23 protein-coding genes and 1 pseudogene are annotated in these 23673 nt (G+C 64.3%); 13 read left to right on the top strand and 11 right to left on the bottom strand.

Annotated features, from left to right (window positions below; genetic code table 11):
- The 4 genes from atpA to H7692_RS11415 all read left to right on the top strand — a co-directional run bounded on the left by atpA (position 1) and on the right by H7692_RS11415 (position 4452).
- On the top strand, positions 1–1530 hold the full coding sequence (atpA, locus tag H7692_RS11430; RefSeq protein ID WP_201928170.1) for a F0F1 ATP synthase subunit alpha: 1530 nt from the start codon (positions 1–3) through the stop codon (positions 1528–1530).
- Between the two features lie 90 nt (positions 1531–1620).
- Positions 1621–2496, top strand: a complete 876-nt coding sequence (locus tag H7692_RS11425) for a F0F1 ATP synthase subunit gamma (RefSeq protein WP_201928171.1) — start codon at positions 1621–1623, stop codon at positions 2494–2496.
- A gap of 24 nt (positions 2497–2520) precedes the next feature.
- Positions 2521–4044 (top strand): F0F1 ATP synthase subunit beta, encoded by a 1524-nt coding sequence (gene atpD / locus H7692_RS11420; protein ID WP_227340198.1) that lies wholly within the window; start codon positions 2521–2523, stop codon positions 4042–4044.
- A gap of 150 nt (positions 4045–4194) precedes the next feature.
- Positions 4195–4452, top strand: a complete 258-nt coding sequence (locus H7692_RS11415) for an ATP synthase F1 subunit epsilon (RefSeq protein WP_201928742.1) — start codon at positions 4195–4197, stop codon at positions 4450–4452.
- Between the two features lie 232 nt (positions 4453–4684).
- On the opposite strand, the gene H7692_RS11410 is transcribed toward H7692_RS11415, so the two are convergent.
- A complete protein-coding gene (locus tag H7692_RS11410) occupies positions 4685–5158 on the bottom strand; it encodes a DUF6265 family protein (protein ID WP_222136930.1) in 474 nt (157 codons plus the stop codon).
- A 136-nt stretch (positions 5159–5294) separates the two neighbouring features.
- On the opposite strand from H7692_RS11410, the gene H7692_RS11405 reads away from it, so the two are divergent.
- A complete protein-coding gene (locus H7692_RS11405) occupies positions 5295–6797 on the top strand; it encodes a CpaF family protein (RefSeq protein ID WP_201928172.1) in 1503 nt (500 codons plus the stop codon).
- A 13-nt stretch (positions 6798–6810) separates the two neighbouring features.
- Here H7692_RS11405 and H7692_RS11400 read toward each other — a convergent pair whose 3' ends face one another.
- Positions 6811–7575: an SDR family oxidoreductase gene (locus H7692_RS11400; RefSeq protein ID WP_222136929.1), complete on the bottom strand. Its 765-nt coding sequence runs from the start codon at positions 7573–7575 to the stop codon at positions 6811–6813.
- Entirely contained in the window at positions 7572–7766 is a 195-nt protein-coding gene (locus tag H7692_RS11395) for a hypothetical protein (RefSeq protein WP_201928174.1), read from the bottom strand. The genes H7692_RS11400 and H7692_RS11395 overlap by 4 nt, the downstream gene beginning before the upstream one ends.
- Positions 7767–7822: 56 nt before the next feature.
- Between H7692_RS11395 and H7692_RS11390 the strand changes: the two genes are divergently transcribed.
- Together H7692_RS11390 and aat are read left to right on the top strand one after the other, a co-directional pair.
- On the top strand, positions 7823–8659 hold the full coding sequence (locus H7692_RS11390; protein ID WP_201928175.1) for a class I SAM-dependent methyltransferase: 837 nt from the start codon (positions 7823–7825) through the stop codon (positions 8657–8659).
- A gap of 8 nt (positions 8660–8667) precedes the next feature.
- Positions 8668–9429 carry a leucyl/phenylalanyl-tRNA--protein transferase gene (gene aat / locus H7692_RS11385; RefSeq protein ID WP_222137347.1) on the top strand — a complete coding sequence of 254 codons (762 nt, stop codon included), beginning with the start codon at positions 8668–8670 and terminating at the stop codon, positions 9427–9429.
- Positions 9430–9464: 35 nt separating this feature from the next.
- Here the strand turns inward: aat and H7692_RS15185 are convergent.
- The 4 genes and pseudogenes from H7692_RS15185 to H7692_RS11365 form a co-directional block, all read right to left on the bottom strand.
- Positions 9465–9635, bottom strand: a pseudogene (locus H7692_RS15185) (DUF2155 domain-containing protein); the annotation flags it as partial.
- A 239-nt stretch (positions 9636–9874) separates the two neighbouring features.
- A complete protein-coding gene (locus tag H7692_RS11375) occupies positions 9875–10261 on the bottom strand; it encodes an NADH:ubiquinone oxidoreductase subunit NDUFA12 (RefSeq protein WP_222136928.1) in 387 nt (128 codons plus the stop codon).
- 76 nt (positions 10262–10337) lie between these two features.
- Positions 10338–10796 (bottom strand): DUF192 domain-containing protein, encoded by a 459-nt coding sequence (locus H7692_RS11370; RefSeq protein ID WP_222136927.1) that lies wholly within the window; start codon positions 10794–10796, stop codon positions 10338–10340.
- Between the two features lie 38 nt (positions 10797–10834).
- Positions 10835–11407, bottom strand: a complete 573-nt coding sequence (locus tag H7692_RS11365; RefSeq protein ID WP_201928178.1) for a regulatory protein RecX — start codon at positions 11405–11407, stop codon at positions 10835–10837.
- Positions 11408–11586: 179 nt separating this feature from the next.
- Between H7692_RS11365 and H7692_RS11360 the strand changes: the two genes are divergently transcribed.
- The 3 genes from H7692_RS11360 (at position 11587) to H7692_RS11350 (ending at position 16522) form a co-directional block, all read left to right on the top strand.
- Positions 11587–13338, top strand: a complete 1752-nt coding sequence (locus H7692_RS11360; protein ID WP_201928179.1) for a fatty acyl-AMP ligase — start codon at positions 11587–11589, stop codon at positions 13336–13338.
- A 91-nt stretch (positions 13339–13429) separates the two neighbouring features.
- On the top strand, positions 13430–15784 hold the full coding sequence (locus H7692_RS11355) for a putative bifunctional diguanylate cyclase/phosphodiesterase (RefSeq protein WP_201928180.1): 2355 nt from the start codon (positions 13430–13432) through the stop codon (positions 15782–15784).
- 165 nt (positions 15785–15949) lie between these two features.
- The gene (locus H7692_RS11350; RefSeq protein ID WP_201928181.1) at positions 15950–16522 is read left to right on the top strand and encodes a CHAP domain-containing protein; all 573 of its coding nucleotides are present in this window, start codon (positions 15950–15952) and stop codon (positions 16520–16522) included.
- A gap of 103 nt (positions 16523–16625) precedes the next feature.
- On the opposite strand, the gene H7692_RS11345 is transcribed toward H7692_RS11350, so the two are convergent.
- The gene (locus tag H7692_RS11345; RefSeq protein WP_201928182.1) at positions 16626–16901 is read right to left on the bottom strand and encodes a DUF3297 family protein; all 276 of its coding nucleotides are present in this window, start codon (positions 16899–16901) and stop codon (positions 16626–16628) included.
- A gap of 422 nt (positions 16902–17323) precedes the next feature.
- Here H7692_RS11345 and H7692_RS11340 point away from each other — a divergent pair, with 422 nt between their 5' ends.
- From H7692_RS11340 to H7692_RS11330, 3 genes are read left to right on the top strand one after another with little or no spacing between them, the layout of a single operon-like run.
- Entirely contained in the window at positions 17324–18559 is a 1236-nt protein-coding gene (locus H7692_RS11340; RefSeq protein WP_201928183.1) for a pilus assembly protein TadG-related protein, read from the top strand.
- Positions 18556–19047, top strand: coding sequence for a TadE/TadG family type IV pilus assembly protein (locus H7692_RS11335; RefSeq protein ID WP_201928184.1), 492 nt, complete (start codon positions 18556–18558; stop codon positions 19045–19047). The genes H7692_RS11340 and H7692_RS11335 overlap by 4 nt, the downstream gene beginning before the upstream one ends.
- On the top strand, positions 19044–19442 hold the full coding sequence (locus H7692_RS11330) for a TadE/TadG family type IV pilus assembly protein (protein WP_201928185.1): 399 nt from the start codon (positions 19044–19046) through the stop codon (positions 19440–19442). Before H7692_RS11335 ends, H7692_RS11330 begins: the two co-directional genes overlap by 4 nt.
- Positions 19443–19485: 43 nt before the next feature.
- On the opposite strand, the gene H7692_RS11325 is transcribed toward H7692_RS11330, so the two are convergent.
- The 3 genes from H7692_RS11325 to H7692_RS11315 all read right to left on the bottom strand — a co-directional run bounded on the left by H7692_RS11325 (position 19486) and on the right by H7692_RS11315 (position 23473).
- Complete coding sequence (locus H7692_RS11325) at positions 19486–20085, bottom strand: pseudouridine synthase (RefSeq protein WP_222136925.1); 600 nt, start codon at positions 20083–20085, stop codon at positions 19486–19488.
- A 170-nt stretch (positions 20086–20255) separates the two neighbouring features.
- Entirely contained in the window at positions 20256–22088 is a 1833-nt protein-coding gene (gene typA, locus H7692_RS11320; RefSeq protein WP_201928187.1) for a translational GTPase TypA, read from the bottom strand.
- 170 nt (positions 22089–22258) lie between these two features.
- A complete protein-coding gene (locus tag H7692_RS11315) occupies positions 22259–23473 on the bottom strand; it encodes a mechanosensitive ion channel (RefSeq protein ID WP_222136924.1) in 1215 nt (404 codons plus the stop codon).
- Between the last annotated feature and the right edge of the window lie 200 nt (positions 23474–23673).

The following is a 23673-nucleotide window of genomic DNA, read 5'->3' as shown; positions in this document are numbered from 1 at the left end:
ATGGAAATCCGCGCCGCTGAAATCAGCAAGGTCATCAAGGACCAGATCGCCAATTTCGGCACCGACGCCACGGTCAGCGAGATCGGCTCGGTGCTGTCGGTCGGCGACGGCATCGCCCGCGTCCACGGGCTCGACAATGTCCAGGCCGGCGAGATGGTCGAATTCGCCAACGGCGTGAAGGGCATGGCGCTCAACCTCGAAGCCGACAATGTCGGTATCGTGATCTTCGGCTCGGACGCCGAGATCAAGGAAGGCGACCAGGTCAAGCGCACCGGCACCATCGTCGACGTCCCCGTCGGCAAGGGCCTGCTCGGCCGCGTGGTCGACGGCCTCGGCAACCCCATCGACGGCAAGGGCCCGATCAAGGCCGACAAGCGCATGCGCGTCGAGGTGAAGGCGCCGGGGATCATCCCGCGCACCTCGGTCCACGAACCCGTCCAGACCGGCCTCAAGGCGCTCGACGCGCTCGTCCCCGTCGGCCGCGGCCAGCGCGAGCTGATCATCGGCGACCGTCAGACCGGCAAGACCGCGGTCGCGATCGACACCTTCATCAACCAGCGCGAAGTCAACAAGGGCGACGACGAATCGAAGAAGCTGTATTGCATCTACGTCGCCGTCGGCCAGAAGCGCTCGACCGTCGCGCAGATCGTCCGTCAGCTCGAAGAAAATGGCGCGATGGAATATTCGATCGTCGTCGCCGCGACCGCTTCGGAGCCCGCTCCGCTACAGTTCCTCGCGCCCTACACCGGCTGCACGATGGGCGAATTTTTCCGCGACAACGGCATGCACGCCGTGATCGTCTATGACGATCTGTCGAAACAGGCGGTCGCCTATCGCCAGATGTCGCTGCTGCTCCGCCGCCCGCCGGGCCGCGAAGCCTATCCGGGCGACGTTTTCTACCTGCACAGCCGCCTGCTCGAGCGCGCGGCCAAGATGAACAAGGACAATGGCGCCGGCTCGCTGACCGCGCTGCCGATCATCGAAACGCAGGCGGGCGACGTGTCGGCCTATATTCCGACCAACGTGATCTCGATCACCGACGGCCAGATCTTCCTCGAAACCAACCTCTTCTTCCAGGGCATCCGCCCCGCGATCAACGTCGGCCTGTCGGTCAGCCGCGTCGGCTCGGCCGCGCAGACCAAGGCGATGAAGAAGGTGTCGGGCTCGATCAAGCTCGAGCTCGCGCAGTATCGCGAGATGGAAGCCTTCGCGCAGTTCGGCTCGGACCTCGACGCCTCGACGCAGAAGCTTTTGAACCGCGGTGCGCGCCTGACGCAGCTTTTGAAGCAGCCGCAGTTCCAGCCGATGCCGTTCGAGGAACAGACCGCGTCGATCTTCGCCGGCACCAACGGCTATCTCGACACGGTCGCGGTGACCGACGTGTCGCGCTACGAATCGGCGATGCTCGCCTATCTGCGCAGCGATCACGCCGATGTGCTCAAGACGATCCGCGAGACCAAGGATCTTGGCGACGACGCCAAGAAGGGTCTCGTTGCCGCGCTCGACGCCTTCGCGAAGATTTTTGCGTAATCAATATCGTCACCCCGGCGAAAGCCGGGGTCTCGACGGTGAGATCCCGGCCTTCGCCGGGATGACGGACAAAGGGTAAAGACGGGACCTATGGCCAGTCTGAAGGAACTCAAAGGGCGGATCAACTCGGTCAAATCGACCCAGAAGATCACCAAGGCCAAGAAAATGGTCGCCGCCGCCAAGCTGCGCAAGGCGCAGGCTGCGGCCGAAGCCGCGCGCCCCTATGCCGAGCGGCTCGAGGGCGTCGTCGCGAGCCTCGCGTCGAAGGTCGGTGCCGCCGACAGCGCGCCGAAACTGCTGTCGGGAACGGGCAAGAGCGACACGCACCTGCTGCTCGTCCTCAACAGCGACCGCGGGCTCGCCGGCGCGTTCAACTCGAACATCGTCAAGGCCGCGCGCGACAAGGCGATCGAACTGCAGGCGGCGGGCAAGAAGGTCATCTTCTTCCTCGTCGGCCGCAAGGGGCGCCCGGTGATTGCGCGCCTCTTCCCCGGCCAGATCGTCGAACATTATGAAACGACGGGCATCCGCGACATCGGCTTCGAGCAAGCGCTCGAGATTTCGGAAAAGGTCCGCGAGATGTTCGACGCGGGCGCGTTCGACGTCGCGCATCTTTTCTATTCGAAGTTCCGCTCGGCGCTGGTGCAGGAAGCGACGGGTCAGCAGTTGATCCCCGTTCCCGCGCCCGAAGAAGCGCCCGTTTCGTCCGGCGCTGCGGTCGAGTACGAGCCCGACGAGGAAGCGATCCTCGCCGACCTGCTCCCGCGCAACGTGACGATTCAGGTGTTCAAGGGCCTGCTCGAAAACGCCGCGTCGGAACAGGGCGCGTCGATGACCGCGATGGACAATGCGACGCGCAACGCGGGCGACCTCATCAACCGGCTGACGATCGTGTACAACCGCACGCGTCAGGCCGCGATTACCACCGAACTCGTCGAAATCATCGCTGGCGCCGAAGCGCTCTAAGCTATCCAAGCAAGGAAGAAACTCATGGCCACCGCCCCCACCGCCGAGAAAAAGGCCCCCGCCAAGAAAGCCGCGCCCAAGAAGGCGGCCGCTCCGAAGAAGGCTGCTCCCGCCGGCACGGCGACGGGCCGCATCGCGCAGGTCATCGGCGCCGTCGTCGACGTCCAGTTCACCGGCACGCTGCCCGCCATTCTGAGCGCGCTCGAAACCGACAACAACGGCAACCGCCTTGTCCTCGAAGTCGCGCAGCACCTTGGCGAGAATACGGTCCGTACGATCGCGATGGACGCGACCGACGGCCTGACGCGCGGCCAGCCCGTCACCGACACCGGTGCACAGATTTCGGTCCCCGTCGGCCCCGAAACGCTCGGCCGCATCCTCAACGTCGTGGGCGAGCCGATCGACGAGCGCGGCCCCGTCGGCGCCAAGCAGGTTGCGCCGATCCACGCCAAGGCTCCCGAATTCGTCGATCAGTCGACCGAAACGAGCATCCTCGTCACCGGCATCAAGGTCATCGACCTTCTTGCCCCTTATGCAAAGGGCGGCAAGATCGGCCTGTTCGGCGGCGCCGGCGTCGGCAAGACCGTTCTTATTCAGGAACTGATCAACAATATCGCCAAGGGCCACGGCGGCACCTCGGTGTTCGCGGGCGTCGGTGAACGCACCCGCGAAGGCAACGACCTCTATCACGAATTCCTCGACGCCGGCGTTATCGCCAAGGACGCCGACGGCAATGCGATCTCCGAAGGGTCGAAGGTTGCGCTGGTGTTCGGCCAGATGAACGAACCCCCGGGCGCCCGCGCGCGCGTCGCGCTGTCGGGCCTGACCATCGCCGAATATTTCCGCGACCAGGAAGGGCAGGACGTGCTCTTCTTCGTCGACAACATCTTCCGCTTCACCCAGGCGGGTTCGGAAGTGTCGGCGCTGCTCGGCCGTATTCCTTCGGCCGTGGGCTATCAGCCGACGCTGTCGACCGACATGGGCGCGCTGCAGGAACGCATCACCTCGACCAACAAGGGCTCGATCACCTCGGTGCAGGCCATTTACGTCCCCGCGGACGACTTGACCGACCCTGCGCCGGCGACCTCCTTCGCCCACTTGGACGCGACGACCGTTCTCAACCGCGCGATTTCGGAACTCGGCATCTATCCCGCGGTCGACCCGCTCGATTCGACGAGCCGCGTCCTCGAACCGCGCGTCGTCGGGCAGGAACATTATGAAACCGCCCGCCGCGTTCAGGAAACGCTGCAGAAGTACAAGTCGCTGCAGGACATCATCGCGATCCTCGGCATGGACGAGCTTTCGGAAGAGGATAAGCTCACCGTCGCCCGCGCGCGCAAGATCCAGCGCTTCCTGTCGCAGCCGTTCCACGTTGCAGAGGTGTTCACCAACATCCCCGGCAAGTTCGTGCAGATCGAAGACACGATCAAATCGTTCAAGGCGGTCGTCGACGGCGAATATGACCATCTGCCCGAAGCAGCCTTCTACATGGTCGGCGGCATCGACGAAGCGGTCGCCAAGGCGGCGAAGCTCGCCGAAGACGCGTAATCTGAATACCCCCTCCCCTTCAGGGGAGGGCAGCGAGACTAGCGGGCTTGCCCGCTAGTCGCAGCGGGGTGGGCCGTGATGTCCGTGCTGGGCCGATGGCCCCACCCCAACCCCTCCCCTGAAGGGGGGAGGGGCTTTAGGATGAAGACTATGGCCCTGAAGTTCGAACTCGTCACCCCCGCCCGCCTCGAGCGGACCGCCGACGTCCATATGGTCACCGTCCCCGGTGCCGAGGGCGATTTTTCGGTGCTCGAAGGCCATGCCCCCTTCATGGCGACGCTTCGCAACGGCTCGCTGACCATCTACGCGGCGCCCGGCGCCGATCCGGAAACGATCGAGGTCGAAGGCGGCTTCGCCGAAGTCAACGAGACAGGCCTCACCGTACTCGCCGAGCATATCGCGAACTAACGGTCACGCTAATCGGATTTCAAAAGGGGGCTGCGGCCCCCTTTTTTTGCAAAGGCGGACGGGCAACCATTCTGAGCCCTGACTCTGGGATGGCCTTCAGGCCTTCCCCTACAGGATCGTCACCCCGGCGGAGGCCGGGGTCTCGCCCTTTCCGGATGCCGCACCGACGAGATCCCGGCCTTCGCCGGGATGACGGGCTTCGGTCGAAAACGTGTCGCTCCGACCGAAAGCCTCAGCCACCGCCACCCATCGGCGCATAGTCCCATTCGGCCGCGCGGCTGCCGTCGAGGAGCGAGATGCGGACCTTCAGCCGCGCGCCCTCGCGCCAGTAATGGATGCGCTGCGGATAATCGTGCGCCGCATTGACGAAGGCGATGCCCTCCATCTCCGCGATGCTCTGCGTAAAGCGCACGCGCGCCGCGCCGCGAGGAGAGGCCCAAAACTCCAGACGCGCGCTGCCGTCGGCCGCTTCGGCCGCCATGATCTGCATCGCTTCCCAGTCGCGCAACTTATCGCCATCGCCGGTCCGGCCGGCGCCGAGCATCACACCCGCGCGCGGGGCCATCCAGCATTCCTCGGACCAGCGCGTGTCGCGCTCCTGCACCCAGCATCCGCTCATCCAAGCCGGCATCGCTGGCGTCGCAGGTTCGGCTGCGGCCGCTGCGCTCAGCAGCATGGCGGCACCGATCGCCAAATATTGCAACATTTCGCACCTCCCACTGCAATGCCCGCCCGGCATTAGGACAATATCAAAGTTTCCGGCTTATTCACCCTTTTGATTGGGGGTTCGTGGGCGAAAGCCACGCATTCCCGTTTGGATAGAGTCGAAGCAGGATGAAATCATGAGTGCATTCGGACGCCGTCCCGGAACCGCTGGCCGCCCCGCCTTTGGCGTGGCCAAGCCGATGCAGGGTGGCCCGGGATCGTCGGGCGGCTCGCAATTTCCTGCCATCGACACCGCTGCAGCGACCGAATCCGCCCCGCTGCCCGACCCGTCGGGGCTGGCGCCCGAGCTGGAGGCGATGGACCGGCTCAACCAGCGCTCGACTGCCGAGGCGATGGAGCCCGAAAAGCTGCAGGGATTCGAAGCGAGCGTCCACAAGATCAAGGAACAGGTGCTCCCGCGCCTGCTCGAACGCGTCGATCCCGAAGCCGCGGCGACGCTGAGCAAGGACGAGCTGACCGAGGAATTCCGCCCGATCATCCTCGAAGTGCTTGCCGAACTGCGCATCACCTTGAACCGCCGCGAGCAATTCGCGCTCGAAAAGGTACTCGTCGACGAACTGCTCGGCTTCGGTCCGCTCGAGGAGCTTCTCGCCGACCCCGAAATCTCCGACATCATGGTCAACGGCCCGTACCAGACCTATGTCGAGCGCAAGGGCCAGCTCGTCATCGCGCCGATCCAGTTCCGCGACGAACAGCATCTGTTCCAGATCGCGCAACGCATCTGCAACCAGGTCGGCCGCCGCGTCGACCAGACGACGCCGCTCGCCGACGCCCGTCTCAAGGACGGCAGCCGCGTCAACGTCATCGTCCCGCCGCTGTCCTTGCGCGGCACCGCCATCTCGATTCGTAAATTCTCGGCGAAACCGATCACGCTCGACATGCTCTGCCAATGGGGCGCGATGAGCCAGAAGATGTGCACCGCACTCAAGATCGCGGGAGCCAGCCGTTTCAACATCGTCATTTCGGGCGGCACCGGTTCGGGTAAGACGACGATGCTCAATGCGCTGTCGAAGATGATCGACCCCGGCGAGCGCGTGCTGACAATCGAGGACGCCGCCGAGCTTCGCCTGCAACAGCCGCACTGGCTGCCGCTCGAAACGCGTCCCGCGAACCTCGAGGGCAATGGCGCGATCCACATGGGCGACCTTGTGAAGAACGCGCTGCGTATGCGTCCCGACCGCATCATCATGGGCGAGGTTCGCGGCGCCGAATGTTTCGACCTGCTCGCCGCGATGAATACGGGTCACGACGGCTCGATGTGTACGCTCCACTCGAACAGCCCGCGCGAATGCCTCGGCCGTATGGAAAATATGGTGCTGATGGGCGACATCAAGATCCCGAAGGAAGCCATTTCGAAACAGATCGCCGACTCGGTCGACCTGATCGTCCAGATCAAGCGCCTGCGCGATGGCTCGCGTCGCGTCACCAATGTAACAGAGGTGATCGGGATGGAAGGCGACGTCATCGTCACCCAGGAACTCTTCAAGTTCGAATATCAGGACGAGGACAAGGACGGCAAGATCATGGGCGAATATCGCTCGATGGGGCTGCGTCCTTACACGCTGGAAAAGGCGCGCCAGTTCGGCTTCGACCAGCCCTATCTCGAGGCCTGCCTCTAAGCCTTTCGGCCTTTCACCCGAACAGCCCGCCAGCGTCGGCGTCGATGGTGATGTCGAGCGTTACGTGGCGCGGCCGCGTGATCGCGAACAGCACAGCCTCGACGACATCGCGCGTCGTCGCGCGCGCACCTTTCGTACGATGTGGCGCCGCGTCCCATTCGGTCGCGCCCGGCGTCGCGTCGTCAAGCCAGGGTGGGTGGACGATGATCGAGCGGACGGACGTTCCGCGCAATTGCTGCCGCAACCCTTCGGCGACCGCCGCCTGCCCGCGTTTCGCCGCGTAGAAGGGGAGCGCGGCGTTGTGCAACGGCGCGTTGGGAAGGCCGCTGACCGATCCGATGGTCACGACATCGGCGCCCTCCGACCCGAGCAGCAATGGCATCAGCCGCTGGGTGAACAGCAATGTCCCCGCGATTGCCGAATTGACCGTCGCGAACACCGCGTCGGCTGTCGGCGGTGTGGCCGCAGATTCGAGCCACATCGCGCCATTGTTGACGAGAAGATCGACCGGCCGCCCCATGGCCGCGACGGTCTCTGCCGCGCGTTCGACGCTCGCTCCCTCCGCCAGATCGAGTTCGACGGTCGGCGCCTCGATACCGGTCCGTTCGCGGATCGTCGCGCGCACCGCGGCGAGCGTTTCCGCGCTTCGGCCGCACAGAACCGGCGTCATTCCGCGCGCCGAAAGTTCGATCGCCAGCGCCGCGCCCAGCCCGCGCCCCGCACCGGTGATAACGGCAACGCGCCCCGCGAGCGCTTCCGGCCGGTCGAGCGGCGTCATTGCATTCCGCCATGAAACCAGAGGGCTATCGCGAAAATGGCAACTCCAGCCGACCCAAGCGCAATGCCGCGCCACGGCATGAAACCGACGCTATCGACGTCGCGCCGGTTGCGTCGCCGCCAGTCGGCGAGTTCGGCGACGCCGAACAGCACCGCGGCGCCCATGCCTATCGTCAGCATCGACACTTGCATTGACGCGCGTCCCTTCCCAAACAGGGGGCCGTCCCCCCAACGAAAGAGGTGCCGATATGCGTAGTTTCCGCCCCGTTGCAATAGCCGCCCTGTTGACCGCCGCCGTCGCCGCCTGCGGCGCGCCGACGCACGACGCGACCGCCAACGAACATAGTGCCAAGCCCGGCGACGCCATCGCCGCCGCCGTCGCCGCCCCGACGCGCAGCGCCGACAACGTCGCGCGCGACACATATCGCCACCCCGCCGAAACGCTCGCCTTCTTTGGCGTGAAGCCCGGCGACACGGTCGTCGAGCTGTGGCCCGGCGGCGGTTGGTACACCGAAATCCTTGCCCCGCTGACCAAAGCGGGTGGCGGCACCCTTTATGTCGCGGCGCCGTGGGAGCGCGGGCTCAATCGCATCAAGGAGAAGCAGGCGGCCGATGCGGACACCTATGGCGCATTGCAACTCGCCGAGTTTCCCCACGCGGGCGCCAATCCCAAGGTTCCCGACGGCAGCGCCGACGTCGTGCTGACGTTCCGCAACGTCCACAACTGGCGCTTTGGCGGCACCGACAATACCGCCAACGCCTTCAAGCAGATCTTTGCGATGCTCAAGCCCGGCGGCGTCCTCGGTGTCGTCGACCACCGCCTGCCCGAAGACATGGACTCGGCGCTCGAGGAAAAGAGCGGCTATATGAAGCGCTCGTCGGTCGTCGCCTTCGCCGAGGCAGCGGGCTTCAAGCTCGCCGGCGAAAGCGACATCAACGCCAATCCCAAGGACACGCACGATTATGAAAAGGGCGTGTGGACCCTGCCGCCGAACCTTCGCGAAGGCGAAACTGATCGCGACAAATATCTGGCAATCGGCGAATCGGATCGCATGACGCTGAAATTCGTGAAGCCGGCAAGCTGACGAAGCCGATCGACACGCTCGACCCTGCGCTGCTGCTCAGCGCCTATGCGCAGGGACTTTTCCCGATGGCCGACGGGGCGAACGACCCGTCGGTCCATTGGGTCGAGCCGCGGCTGCGCGCGATCCTGCCGCTCGACGGCTTCCGCCTGTCGCGCAGCCTGAAGAAGGCCATCGTCGGCGAACGCTTCCGCGTTACCACCGACACCGAATTTTCGCGCATGGTCACGCTCTGCGCCGAGCCCGCGCCCGACCGGCCGACGACGTGGATAAACCCGCTGATCGAGGCGAGTTACGAACGCCTGTTCCGCATCGGCCACGCGCACAGCGTCGAATGCTGGCAGGGGGACGAGTTGGTCGGGGGCCTCTACGGCGTGACGCTCGGCCGCGCCTTTTTCGGCGAATCGATGGTCAGCCGCGCGCGCGACGCCTCGAAAGTCGCGCTCGCGCACCTCGTCGCACGGCTGCGCGCGGGCGGCTGGCGCCTGCTCGACTGCCAGTTCATCACCCCGCATCTCGCAAGCCTCGGCGCGATCGAAATCACGCAGGACGATTATCTCGCGCGGCTCTATTCGGCGCTGTCGGAGGGGACGGGCGCGGCCTTGGGCGCGGGCGGCGGAGCAGCGGGGGTTGTGCCTTCGCCGCCATTTTCGGCCGGCGACTGGGGCGCGCTCGACGCCTTGGGCGCTTCCGGGGCCGATTTGGTCGCCGGACGCGCGACCGGCTCGCCGCCCGGATATGTCATCGCGCAGCTTTTGACGAAGACGTCATAGATGGGATGCTCGATCACATTGCGGTCGGGCCGTTCGCGGAACAGCCAGCCCGAAAAGACGCGATACCATTTGTCGTCGCGCTGCTCCTGCACGCTCAGCTGAACGAAAGCGCCGGTTTCGGGCGGGTCTTCCCACGGCGCCGTCGTCTCGCACGCGCGCAGCCGCACGATCGCGCGGCCGACGCGCGCGATCTCGCCGGGTTTCATCTCCAGCTCTTCGACCAGTCCGTTGCGTTTGTTGAGCAGGCCGAGCACCGCGACGCGCTGCTCCATCGGCGTCGCACCCTCGATGCCGCCGACTTGCTCCGGCACAGTCCCGGCCTTGCTGATCTGGGCCGTCTGTTCGCCCGCGCGTTCGCCGTTGCCGGACTTCTCGCAACCCGCAAGCGCGGCGGCGGCGAGCAGCGCAACAAGCGCGGTCCGGCCGGTCTGCGGCATGCCCGACCTCACTCGGCGCCGGGCCGCCAGGCCTCGTAGTCGCCGGTCGCCGCCGCGCGGCGGCCGCCGCGTTCGAGCGCCCCGGCGGGGCGATAGGCGCCAAGACTGCCGGTCAGATTCGCCGTCGGCTCCTTTTCCCAGCCGCGCGGCGCGGGCAGAATGTCGGCGGGCAGTTCATCGAAGGTGCCGTGCAGCCAGCCGTGCCATTCGGGCGGCACGCGGCTCGCGTCGTTCGACCCCTTGTAGATTACCCAGCGCCGGTTTCCGTTGCGCGCGCGGAAATAGCGGTTGCCGAGGCTGTCCTCGCCGACCTGCTCGCCGTTTTTCCAGCTGTTCAGCAGCGTGCCGACGGTTGCGCCGTCCCACCAGGTGAAAATCTTGCCGAGGATGCTCATGGCGCTGGCGTTTACAGGCAAGCCGCGCCGCTTCGCAAGCGGAGTTTCACGCCTTTGACGCCATTCTCCGCCCGGTTCAGCGATCTGCCCACGTCACCGTCGCGCTCTCGTCGATGCCGAGCCGCGCCGCGGTGCCGCCCGCCACTTCGAGCACCGCCGCCACGTCGCCGCCGCTCGCCACGGGTTCGAGCGATTCGGGGATCGTGTTTTCGGCGATCCGGTCGATGCTGCCGTCGGCGCGGATGAAAATCATGTCGAGCGGGATCGGCGTATTCTTCATCCAGAAACTCGCGATCTGCGGCTTGTCATAGACAAACAGCATCCCGCCGTCGGCGGGCAGGCTGGTGCGGAACATCAGCCCCTGTCGCTGCTCCTCGATCGTGCGCGCGACCTCGACGTCGAAGCGATAGCTTTTGTCCGCCATCGCGATCGTGACGGGGATCGTTGCGGCGGCTTCGGACGGCGCATCACCGCTGGCGCAGCCCGCCACAGGCAAGGCCACAAACAGGGCAAAGGCCGCCAAGATCGCACGCATCGACTGCTCCCTGCGCAACATTTCCGAATATGCGATGCCTAATCGAGCGCCGCCTGCCCGTCCAGCGCTGCGAGCGCCGCCTCGTCGCCGGGCGCGATGGCGAGTATTTCACGCGCGATTGCAAGCGAATGACCGGCGCGCGCAAAGGCTGCGATCTGCCGCTCGCGCAGTTTCGGATCGTCGCTCGCGCGGACCGCAAACGGCCCGAAGCGCCGCCGCCGCGCAAACCCCAGCGCGGCGCGGACGCCCGCATCCTCCGCCGCCTCGATCGCTTCGTCCGCATCGTCCTCGGCGATGCCGTCGACGCGCAGCTGCGCGCGCACGCGCCGCGCGCCCAGCCCGCGCCGCGTCATCGCGCCGCCGCGCATCGCGGCATATTGGCGGTCATCGACGAAGCCGAGCCGTTCCATCCTCGCCACCACGGCTTCGCATGACGTCATGGCGTCGACATCCTCAACCCATTCGGATTCGCGGACTTTCCGGCTGAGATAACGCGCAAGCTTTGCCTTCGACGTCGCAAATCGCGCGACATAGGCCAGCGCCAGTTCGTCGAGACGGGCTGCGGTGAGCGGCTTTTTGGATCGGACGGACGGAGCGCGGCGGGTGCCCATGCCATGTTTATGCCACAGTCAAGCCCGATTGAGAACGACCAGCGCCGCCATATCGGGCATCAAAGCCCGAAAGTCGGGCCATTTTGTTCCAACAATACAGGGTTCGCGCACCATTCATGGCTCAGAAAAATGACATGCTTGTTGCCGCGCGGCCCGATTCCGGGGACCTAGCACCCTCTATGACCGAAAATCCTGCTCTTGCGGTGGCGGACCTCGTCCCCACCCCGACCGATTGCGCCCAGCCGCGCCGTTTCTCGGATTTTGCGACCGTGGGCGAAGCGCTCGACTATGCCGCCAGCGGCACGCGCGGGCTCAATTTCCACGATCCGCGCGGGCGTCTCGTACGCCCCTATCCTTATAGCGAGCTCAAGGCCGACGCGCTCGTCACCGCGTACCGGCTCGTCGCCGCGGGCGTGAAGCCCGGCGACCGCATCGCGCTGATCGCCGAAACCGGCGCCGAATTCGCCGCGCTGTTCTTCGGGACCATCTATGCCGGCGCCTGGCCGGTGCCGCTGCCGCTGCCGACAAGCTTTGGCGGGCGCGATTCCTATGTCAGCCAGCTTGTCGTCCAGCTCACCAGCTGCGACCCCAAGATGCTGTTTTTTCCGCCGGAAATCGCTGCAATGGCGACCGAGGCCGCACAATCGCGCGGCGTCGAACCGATGGACTGGGGCGCGTTCGAAAAGCGTGCAGCGCCCGTCGCGGCGCTGCCCGAACAGAAATCGGATGAAACCTGCTACCTTCAGTACAGCAGCGGCTCGACGCGCTTTCCGCACGGCGTCGCCGTCACCCACGCCGCGCTTCTCAACAATCTTGCGGCGCACGGCCATGGCATGAAGTTGCAGGGCAGCGACCGCTGCGTGTCGTGGCTGCCCTGGTATCACGACATGGGCCTCGTCGGCTGCCTGCTTTCGCCGGTCGCCAACCAGGTATCGGTCGACTATCTGAAAACAGAGGATTTTGCGCGCCGTCCGCTCGCGTGGCTTGACCTTATCAGCCGCAATCAGGGCACGACGCTCAGTTACTCGCCGACCTTCGGCTATGATATTTGCGCGCGCCGCATTTCCAGCCAGACCAATGTCGCCGAGCGCTTCGACCTTTCGCGCTGGCGCGTTGCGGGCAATGGCGCCGACATGATCCGCCCCGACGTGATGCAGAGCTTCGTCGACGCCTTCGCCGACGCGGGTTTCAAGGCGAGTGCTTTTCTGCCGAGCTATGGGCTTGCCGAAGCGACGCTCGCGGTCAGCATCATGCCGCCGGGCGAGGGAATCGTCGTCGAACTTGTCGAGGAAACCGAACTTTCGGGTGCCGCCAATGATTCGGGCCGTCCGACGCGCTATCGCGCCATCGTCAATTGCGGCCGCGCGGTGCGCGACATGAAGATCGAGGTCCGCGACGAAGCCGGAAATACCCTTCCCGACCAGACCGTCGGCAAGGTTTGGTGTACGGGTCCGTCGCTGATGACGGGCTATTACCGCGACCCCGAATCGACCGCCGCCTGCATGGTCGACGGTTGGCTCGATACGGGTGACATGGGTTATTTGTCAGATGGTTACATCTATATCGTTGGCCGCGCCAAGGATATGATCATCATCAACGGCAAGAACCACTGGCCGCAGGACATCGAATGGGCGGTCGAACAGCTTCCCGGCTTCAAGTCGGGCGACATCGCCGCTTTCGCGATCACCACGCCGGGCGGCGAGGAAACGCCCGCGGTGCTCGTCCAGTGCCGCACCAGCGACGACGCCGAACGCGCGGCGCTGCGCGAAGCGATCCGCGACCGCGTGCGCGCGATCACCGGCATGAATTGCCTTGTCGAGCTGATCCCGCCGCGTACCCTGCCACGCACCAGTTCGGGCAAGCTCAGCCGGTCGAAGGCGCGTGCACAATATCTGGCGGGCGAAATCCAGCCTTTTGCCATCGCTGCCTGACGATTTTCTGTCCCGTCGCCGGACAAAAAATAGCGCGCCAAAGGGCCGCATGGTTACCTTCGGGTAACCCGTCCTGCGCTAAACCGGGCCGGTGAAGAGCATTTTGACCGACCCCACGCTTGCCGACGATATTCCCGTTCGAACCCTGATGGGACTGGGGACGAACGATATGGAGATCGGCAATATCCGCCAGCTCCAGCTCGCGCCGCTCCGGGGCAAGGGCGCGCTGCGTCTGTGGATGAGCGTCGGAATGGCGTTCGTCGCCACGCTGACGATGGTCCCCCAGATTTCACCGGCGATCGCCGGCGGCTGGCTTGTCGTCGCGCTGGCTTTCAGCCTCTGGTCGTACCGCGCCTTCAGCAATCTGATTCTGGGCGACCCCAAATTGTCGGGCATATCCGAATTCCGGATATGCCATCGTCACGCCTTCTACTCGGCGATGCTCTGGACCACGCCCTTCTGGTTGCGCGGCATCCCGCCGCCGGTGGATCATGTCCTGTCGATCTGGGCGATTTCGCTGTTGATGATGCTGACGCTGGCGATCGTCGCACACAGTATCCCGCTCGCCTGCGCGCTGTTCATCGTGCCGGTCAGCCTGTCGGCAGGCGCGGCGCTCGCGCTTGCGGGCGCGCCGCAGCTCGGGGCGGTCGCGCTCGTGGCGGGCTTCCTGATGTGTGCATTCTGCGTTCGTTTCGGGCAGACCTATGTCCGCTTTCGCCGCGCCGAGGTCACATTGCACGAAAAGACCGAAACGGTCAGCCTGCTGCTGCGCGAATTCGAGGAAACCTCGGCCGACTGGTTGTGGCAAACCGACAATTCAAGGCGTCTCGTCCATATCTCGCCACGGTTCGCACACGCGCTCGGCGCGCCGGCCGAGACGCTCGAGGGCATGCCGCTTCTCCAGGCGCTCGCCGGCGATGCCTGGGAGACGGGCCAGTTCCCGAAAAGCCTGCACGATCTCGCCGAACGGATGAAGCGGCGCGAAAGCTTTTCCAACCTTACCGTGCCCGTCACCATCAACGGCAAGGCGCGCTGGTGGGAATTGTCGGCATCGCCGCGGCTTGACGAAAGCGGAAAGTTCCTCGGATTTCGCGGCGTCGGGTCGGACGTCACCGAACAGCATTCGACCGCGCAGCAGATCTCGCGCATGGCACGGTTCGACAATCTGACCGGCCTTCCGAACCGGCTCAGCCTGACCGAGGATCTGTCGCGCGCGCTCGAACATGCGCAGCGGGCGAAATCGCGCTGCGCGATGCTGATGATCGACCTCGACCGGTTCAAGGCGGTCAATGATACGCTCGGCCATCCCACGGGCGACCAACTGCTCGCGCAGGTCTCGGCGCGGCTCAAGGGGATGATGGAACAGGGCATGACCTGTGGCCGTCTCGGCGGTGACGAGTTCGCCGTCGTCATCCACAATGTCGCGTCGGCCGATGCTGCCGAAGAGCTCGCGCAGCGCATCATCGCGACGATCAGCCGCCCCTATGTCGTCGACAACCACCAGCTCTTCGTCGGCGCCAGCATCGGCTATGCCATCGGTCCGCAGGACGGCGCGACGGTGGAAACGCTGACGCGCAACGCCGACCTCGCGCTCTATAAATCGAAGGACAAGGGCGGCAATGTCGTCGCCGCCTATGTCGCCTCGCTCCACGCGCAGGCCGAGGAACGGCGCGTGATGGAACAGGAATTGCGCGGTGCGCTCGACCGCAAGGAGTTCGAACTTTATTATCAGCCGGTCGTCACGGCCGCCGACGGCACGCTGAACGGGTTCGAGGCGCTGATCCGCTGGACCAACCCGAAGCTCGGCAACGTCTCGCCGGGCCGCTTCATCCCGCTGGCCGAAGACAGCCGCCTCATCTCGCCGATCGGCGAGTGGGTGCTGCGCAACGCCTGCGCCGAAGCGATGAAATGGCCGTCGAACCTGAAGGTCGCGATCAACGTCTCGGCCGAACAGCTCACCGATCCGGCCTTTGCGTCGGTCGTCGTGTCCGCCCTCGCGCAAAGCGGGCTGCCGCCGCAGCGGCTCGAGATCGAGGTGACCGAAAGCGTTTTCCTGCGCGACGGCGGCGGTGCGGCGCAACTGCTCGACCAGTTGCTCGCGCTCGGCATCCGGCTCAGCCTCGACGATTTCGGCACCGGCTATTCCTCGCTCGGATATCTGCGCAAGACGCATTTCTCGACGATCAAGGTCGACCGCAGCTTTGTCGTTGGCGCGGCGAAGGGGAGCATCGAATCGATCGCGATCATCCGCGCCGTCGTCGCGCTCGCCGACAGCCTCGGCATGTCGACGACCGCCGAAGGCGCGGAGACCGAGGTCGAGGTCGACACGCTGCGCGCGCTCGGCTGCAGCAACATCCAGGGCTATTATTACGGCCGCCCGATGCCGGCTGGCGACGTGCTCGCGCTGTTCCGCCCGCCCGAAAACGCCGCGACCGCCGCGGCCTGACGGCGCCAGAGCGAACGCATCGGACGACGAAGCGATCGCCGATTCCAAAGGTTCCCCCGCTCACCGCAACCGCGGCGCAACTCGTCGCGCGGTGGCTGGTGCGTTTCGTCGGGCGTGGCAAACAGCTTTCAACGCTTGAAACCAAGCTTCTGGGGGTCGCATTCCATGTCGAGCAACCGCTTTTCCGGCGCCGCCGCTGCCGCCCTGCTGATGGTCGCCTCGCTGCTCGTCGGCGCCCCCGCCGCGGCGCGCGACTATCTGCAATGCGTCCCCTTTGCCCGCGCCGAATCGGGCGTCGAGATTCGCGGCAATGCCAAGACCTGGTGGGCGCAGGCCGAGGGGCAATATGCCCGCGGCGACGAACCGCGCGAGGGCGCGGTGATGGCATTTGCCGCCGCGCGCGGGATGCCGATGGGGCATGTCGCGGTGGTCAAAAAGATTGTGAGCGATCGCGAAATCCTGATCGACCATGCCAATTGGTCGCCGATCAATGGCCGTCGCGGCCAGATCGAGCGGGGCGCACGCGTCGTCGACGTCAGCGAGGCGGGCGACTGGAGCATGGTGCGCGTCTGGTACGCGCCGATCGGCGACCTCGGGCTGCGCGCGAACCCGGTGCACGGCTTCATCTATGCCGATAGCACCCCCGACACGCCGGCCTTCGAAGCGCCGGTTTGGGCGCAGCAGGACTGGAAACCCGGCAACGGCCTTGATCGCGTCGTTGCTTCGCTCGGCAACTGAGCCCTACCCCCCAATTCCTCTAGGGCCATTGGCGAGCATCGAAGCCATCCGGAGCGGTCGACCCTCCGGATGGCTTCCCCCTTTCGAGGCCATCGAAAATGGCTCAGCCTTCGCCGTCCGCGCCGTCGCCGGAAGCGGCGGCAACATCCTCGAACCACGCCTCGACCTCGCCCGACAGCTTGATCGTCATCGGCTGGCCGAAACGGTCTTTCGACTTGCCCGCGGCGACGCGGATCCAGCCTTCGCTGATCGAATATTCCTCGACGTCGGTGCGTTCGTTGCCCTTGAAGCGGATGCCGATGCCGCGCTGCAGCACCTCCATGTCGAAATGGGGCGAGCGCGGGTTGGTCGACAGGCGGTCGGGGGGCGTATCGGTCATGTGTCTGCTTTCAATGAAATGATGCCGCGGCCCTAGCGGCGGCTATACGTTGCCGTCAATGAATACGCGCTGCGACAGACTGCCCTTTCGGTCGTCGGCTACCGGCCGAACCGCCCCGGGGTGACAACTGCTTATGCCACACCAGCGTCATGGCGCGATCGTGGGTCATTCTAATTCAAAGTGGGCACGATTTGGCCGCCGGAACAGCAATTCGGAGGTATCAGGAACGACCTGCAAGGTCGCGACCCCGAAAATCAACGCAGCGCGCTCGGTCGGAATTCTCTAATTTTATGCAATATTATCATATACTTAAATGGATCATCGGCCACGCGATGCGGCGACGGAACGCCGACGTCCAATTGCGCTAAGAATATCTTAACAACGCGCGCGTAGACAAGATTCAGCCAATTTGGAGATGATCGATGAGAAATCCATTGCGGCAATTGCTGCGATCAACCAGCGGGAATGTATTGGTGTTGGCAGGATTGTCGATGCCGTTGCTGATCGGATTTGCCGGCATGGCAACCGACACCATCCAATGGACCCTCGACAAGCGTCAGCTGCAACGCACGGCCGACTCAGCCGCGTTGGCGGGCGCATATTCTATCGCGCAGAACAAGGACGCGAACGACTCCGCGCAAAAGAACATCGAGGCGAATAACCGGCTGGTGCTGGCCGCCGCTCCGATCATCGAAAATGCGCCGACGAGCGGAAGCTACGCTGGCGACATGAATGCGGTCTATGTCGAATTGGCGACTCGAAAGCCGCTGCCGTTTTCCGGCATATTCATGAACGCGGCGCCGCTCATCAAAGCGCGATCGACGGCAGCGATGATTGCCAACGGCAATTATTGCGTCATTTCGCTTGATACGTCGCTTGATGTCGGCGTTGAGGCGACGGGCAGTTCCTATGTCGATCTCAATTGCGGGATTTTCGCGAACTCGCGCTCGGGCAACGCTGTGTCTGCCGGTGGATCGACGCTCGTTGTGTCCGATGTTGTCGGGGCTGTTGGCGGATTGACGCCGAGCAATCGTTACGCGCCTGGAACCGCCTTTCTTCCCTATTCCGCCCCGCAGCCCGACCCGTTTGCCGATCTTCCCACCCCGGAACCTTCGGGATGCAAGAACAAGGTCAACGTCAATCCCAAACAATCGCTCACACTCGATCCCGGCTGCTACAGCGGCATGGACATCAAGGGGACGGTCCATTTCAATCCGGGTGTCTATTATATCGATGGTGGGGTGTTGAGCTTCGGAGCCCAGGCCAACGCGACGGGGGTCGGCGTAACCTTCATCTTGACGAGCACGTCGGCGGCGACCAATCCGAATTCGATTGCAACGCTCGATATCAACGGGACGTCCGAGCTCAATTTCAGCTCGCCGACGTCGGGTGATTATAAATCGGTTCTTTTTTATCAGGATCGACGCGCACCATCGGGAACGACCAAGATCAACGGCAACAACAAATCGTCGATTGAGGGAGGAATCTATTTCCCCAAGCATCTGATCCAGTTCAACGGCAATTCGGGTTTCAAAACCGATTGCGTTCAGTTGATCGGTCTCAAGGTGAACTTCACGGGCAACAGCGCGATCAACAACGAGTGTCCATCGAACGGGCCGTCGACATTCCGAGGCTCGGTCGTAAGGCTGGTTTCATGACATTTTTGGCGGAAAATCCGGCTGCCCGTCTGCGCCGACTGGCGAATGACACATCAGCGACGAGTATGATCGAACTCGCCTTGTTGTCGCCGATCGCCGCGATGCTTTTGATGGGGCTGGTCGACACTTCGTTCGGCTTTCAGAAAAAGCTGGAAACCGAACAGGTCGCGCAACGCGTTGTCGAGAAGGCAACGTCCTATGGCAATGCCGGTTCGGACTATTCAGGCCTTCCGCAGGAGGCTGCCGAGGCAGCCAATGTTCCGCAAAGCGCCGTGACGATGGATAAATGGCTGGCGTGCGACCGGGTGCGCCAGCAGAACTTTGACGGTACCTGCCCCGCAAACCAGGAGATATCGCGGCACATTTCGATCGCAATTGCGTCCTCCTATGCCCCGATGTTTCCCTATGGTCCGCTCGGACAAGCAGTTGGCGCGCAGGAAGATGGATCGATCCCCTTCACGGTCATGAGCGCGGTACGAATCCAATGATCAAATTTCAGCGAAATCTTTTTCTTCGCACCGAGGGTTCGGCAGCTGTCGAAGCCGCGCTTGCGCTTCCCGTGCTATTCGCATTCATCGGGGTCATCTTCATGCTCGGGAACTTGCTATTGGCCCAGGCTAGCGTCGATCATGCCACGGGCGAGGCTGCGCGTTATTCGACCATTTACCCGACACCGAGCGCCGCGGACATCGAAGCCAAGGCACGCGCTGCGCTTTTCGACAGTAACAAGGATGCAGTTCGCGACGTCGATGTAACAATGGGCGTCGATGACGGCAGGAAATTTGCGGAAATCACGATAACCTATGACTATCCGGTCATCTCATGGTTCGTTGAAGGATCGGAACAGACGCTAACGCATTCGCGCCGAGCCTATCTGCCGTAACGATTTGGGCGTCTGAATTTTCGGTCGGCATCGATCGGCATTTTTAGGCGCGTCGCTTTGTCGCATTTGTCGACCCGCTTTCTTGCGAGGCCACCTCGCGCCACTCGCCCAACGCCAAATCCCCAATCTCCCACCCCCCGATCCGCCACCTTACCAGCCGCAGCGTCGGATAGCCGACCGCCGCCGTCATCCGCCGCACCTGGCGGTTGCGGCCTTCGGTGATCGTCAGTTCGATCCAGCTGTCGGCCACGCTCTTGCGGTATCGCACCGGCGGGTCGCGGTCCCACAGCTTTGGCGCCTCGATGCGGCGGACGGTCGCGGGGCGGGTCGGGCCGTCGTTCAGCGTGACGCCGCGGGCGAGCGCCGTCAGCGCGGCGGCGTCGGGCTCGTCCTCGACCTGCACCAGATAGGTTTTGGGCATCTTGTGCCTGGGCGACGATATCCGCGCCTGCAGCGCGCCGTCGTCGGTCAGGATCAGCAGGCCTTCGCTGTCGCGGTCGAGCCGCCCGGCGGGATAGACGCCCGGCACGTCGATATAGTCGGACAGCGTCGCGCGCGCGCCGCCGGTCCCTTCGGCGCCACCGCGGTCGGTGAATTGCGACAGCACGCCATAAGGCTTGTTGAACAGGATCAGGCGGGGCACGGGGGTGCCCTGGGCCCCGGGTAACCGCACTTTTCCCCGTGCGTGGCGAGCGAAGTCGAGACACGCAGCGCGCGCGCATGCCTTCGCGTGTCTCGACTTCGCTCGACACGAACGGGAAATGGGATGCGCCAAAACAAAACCGGCGGCCGATGGGGCCGCCGGTCGGTATCTTACGCCGCTTCCTTCTTGCGGCTCGCCTTCTTCCGCTCGTGGGGGTCGAGGATCGCCTTGCGGATGCGGATGTTCTTCGGCGTCACCTCGACCATCTCGTCGTCGTCGATATAGGCGATCGCCTGTTCGAGCGTCATGCGCTTGGGCGGGGTCAGGCGGATCGCGTCGTCCTTGCCCGTCGAACGGAAGTTCGTGAGCTGCTTCGACTTCATCGGGTTGACTTCCAGATCCTCGGGCTTCGCATTTTCGCCGATGATCATGCCTTCATAAAGCGCCTCGCCCGGCGAGACGAAGAGGATGCCGCGCTCTTCGAGGGGGCCGAGCGCATAGGCGACCGCCTCGCCCGCGCCGTTCGAGATGAGGACGCCGTTCTTGCGGCCCTCGATCACGCCCTTGTACGGGCCATATTTCTCGAACAGGCGGTTCATGATGCCGGTGCCGCGCGTGTCGGACAGGAATTCGCCGTGATAGCCGATCAGGCCGCGCGACGGACCGCTGAAGGTGATGCGCGTCTTGCCGCCGCCCGACGGGCGCATGTCGGTGAGGTCGGCCTTGCGGATCTGCATCTTCTCGACAACCGTGCCGCTATGCTCGTCGTCGACGTCGATCACGACGGTTTCATAGGGTTCGGTGCGCTGGCCGCTCTCGTCGGTCTGATAAAGGACGCGCGGGCGGCTGATGCCGAGTTCGAAGCCTTCGCGGCGCATCGTTTCGATGAGCACGCCGAGCTGGAGCTCGCCGCGGCCCGCAACCTCGAAGCTGTCCTTGTCGGCGCTTTCGGTGATGCGGATTGCGACATTGGTTTCGGCTTCGCGGTACAGGCGGTCGCGGATCATGCGGCTCGTGACCTTGCTGCCCTCGCGGCCCGCCATCGGCGAATCGTTGACCGCAAAGCGCATCGACAGCGTCGGGGGGTCGATCGGCTGCGCGGCGATCGGTTCGCTGACGCTCGTGTCGGCGATCGTGTTCGCCACGGTCGCGTTGGTGAGGCCCGCGATCGCGACGATGTCGCCCGCCTTCGCCTCGTCGACCGGCACGCGGTCGAGCCCGCGGAAAGCGAGCAGCTTTGATGCGCGGCCGGTTTCGATCACCTTGCCGTCCATGTCGAGCGCGTGGATCGGCTGGTTGACCTTGACCGATCCCGACTGGACGCGGCCGGTCAGGATGCGGCCGATGAAATTGTCGCGGTCGAGCAGCGTCGCGAGGAAGGTGAAGGGCGCGTCTTCGTCGAGCCCCGGCGTGGGGACATGGCTGACGATCGTCTGGAACAGCGGCTCGAGCGTGCCTTCGCGCGCCTCCGGGTCGGGCGAGGCATAGCCGCCGCGGCCCGAGGCATAGAGGATCGGGAAGTCGAGCTGTTCGTCATTGGCTTCGAGCGTCAGGAACAGTTCGAACACCTCGTCGAGCACTTCGGCGGCGCGCGCGTCGCTGCGGTCGATCTTGTTGACGACGACGATGGGCTTGAGGCCCAGCGCGAGCGCCTTGCCGGTGACGAACTTGGTCTGCGGCATCGGGCCTTCGGCGGCGTCGACGAGCAGGATGACGCCGTCGACCATGCTCAGGATCCGCTCGACCTCACCGCCGAAATCGGCGTGGCCCGGCGTGTCGACGATGTTGATGCGCGTGGCGTCGGCGCCCTCGCCCCATTCGACCGAGGTGCATTTCGCAAGGATGGTGATCCCGCGCTCTTTCTCAAGGTCGTTCGAATCCATCGCCCGTTCCTCGACGCGCTGATTGTCGCGGAAGGTGCCGGACTGGCGGAACAGCTGGTCGACGAGGGTGGTTTTGCCATGATCGACGTGGGCAATAATGGCGATATTGCGCAGAGACATGCGGATTTGAGCCTTATGGGAGGAGGCGGCGCCCGGAGCGCCACGAAACGCCGCGCCCCTAACAGAAGCGCTGCTGCAGCGCAACAAGATTGCCGGTCGGCGCGCGACCCGCAAGCGAAGGGCGCGACCGCATCGAACGGCCGCGCCCCGCCTTTGCCTTGCCCGTCGGCTTACGACGTCGGCGGCGGCTTGGGTCCGCGCGGCTTCGCGGGCGGTGTCGAAGCACGCATGTCGTCAAGCACCCGTGCCGCGGCGTCGCGCCCGCCGAGGCCGAAGGCGATCGCCGTCGCTGCCGCGGTTCCGATCACCAGCGCGCCGAACGCCATCTCGATGATGCTGTCGGCGATGCCCATATATTTGAGCCCCATCGCCGAGAAGAGCAGGATCGTCGCATAACGGACGAGCCGTGTCCCCAGGCTGTCGCCACCCGCGCCGCCGATCAGCGAGGCCAGGAAATTGGCAACGAGAAAGCCGACGGCAATGATCACCGCGCCAAAGACGACCGCGCCGCCGAGCCGCAGCACCTCGTCGACCACGGCGGTCAGCTCGGGGAAGGCGAGCAGCCGGGTTGCCGCAATCGCCGCGACGAGCAGGATCGACACAAGCACGACCTTGCCGACGATCGCCGACAGTTTGACCGTCGCGGGGAGCAGTCCGATGGCGCCCACCGACTGGTCGGCACCGAGTCCCGCGACCAGTTCCTCGACCATCGCCGCCGCCCAACGCGCGATGACATAGCCGATGCCGAGCACCGCAGACGCGCCGATGATCGCGGGCACCGCCGCCAGGATACGCGTCAGCATCGCGACGAGCGGGGCGCTGATCGCTTCGATATGCAGCGCCTGCAGTGCGCCGATCACGACCGGGATGATGATGAGCACATAGACGATCGTGCCGATGGTGCGGCTGATCGTCGCATTCCCCGTCACCTGCTCGACGCCGCCGCGGTTGGCCCAACGGTCGAAATCGACGGTCGTCAGCAAGGTTTCGACCAGCTCCTTGGCGATCCGCGCGAGCATATGGCCGATGAACAGGATCAGCCCCGCGCCGACGATATTGGGAATGAAGCCCATGGCATTCGTCAGCATCGCTTCCATCGGCCCGGTAACCGAGCCGAGATTGAGGATGTTGAGGATCGCGACAAGGCCGATCAGCCAGATCAACAGCGCGACGATGCGCCCCAGCGACAGGCCGAAACTTTCACCGGTCGCGGTTTCGCGGCGCAGCAGGGGGACCGTTTCGACAAGTTTCGCAAAGGCCCATTTCGCCGCCTTTGCCAATATCCATGTCGCCAACAGGACAAGCAGGGCAATAATTGCCATACGGCCATAGGCCATCGCCTGTCCGCCATCGATAATAAAATTACCGACATGAAAATCATCCATGATGAACTCTCCCCTCTTCTATTTTTGATAACCGTTGATCATTATTCGCCGCTGGCGAAGGACCTCGCAATTTTTCAAGCAAAGTCAACGATTGAGATCGGATTTTCCTATCACATCTGCATGAAATTTGCCATCATTTATTATGGAATTGCTTGGCAGACGCTTGTCGCGGGCCATTGTCACAAATTTCGTATGTTTCA

This window comes from Sphingopyxis sp. P8, assembly GCF_020622175.1.
GTDB lineage: Bacteria > Pseudomonadota > Alphaproteobacteria > Sphingomonadales > Sphingomonadaceae > Sphingopyxis > Sphingopyxis jiangsuensis.
Note: the sequence above shows the minus strand (reverse complement) of the source record. Positions and strands in the feature narration are given on the sequence as shown.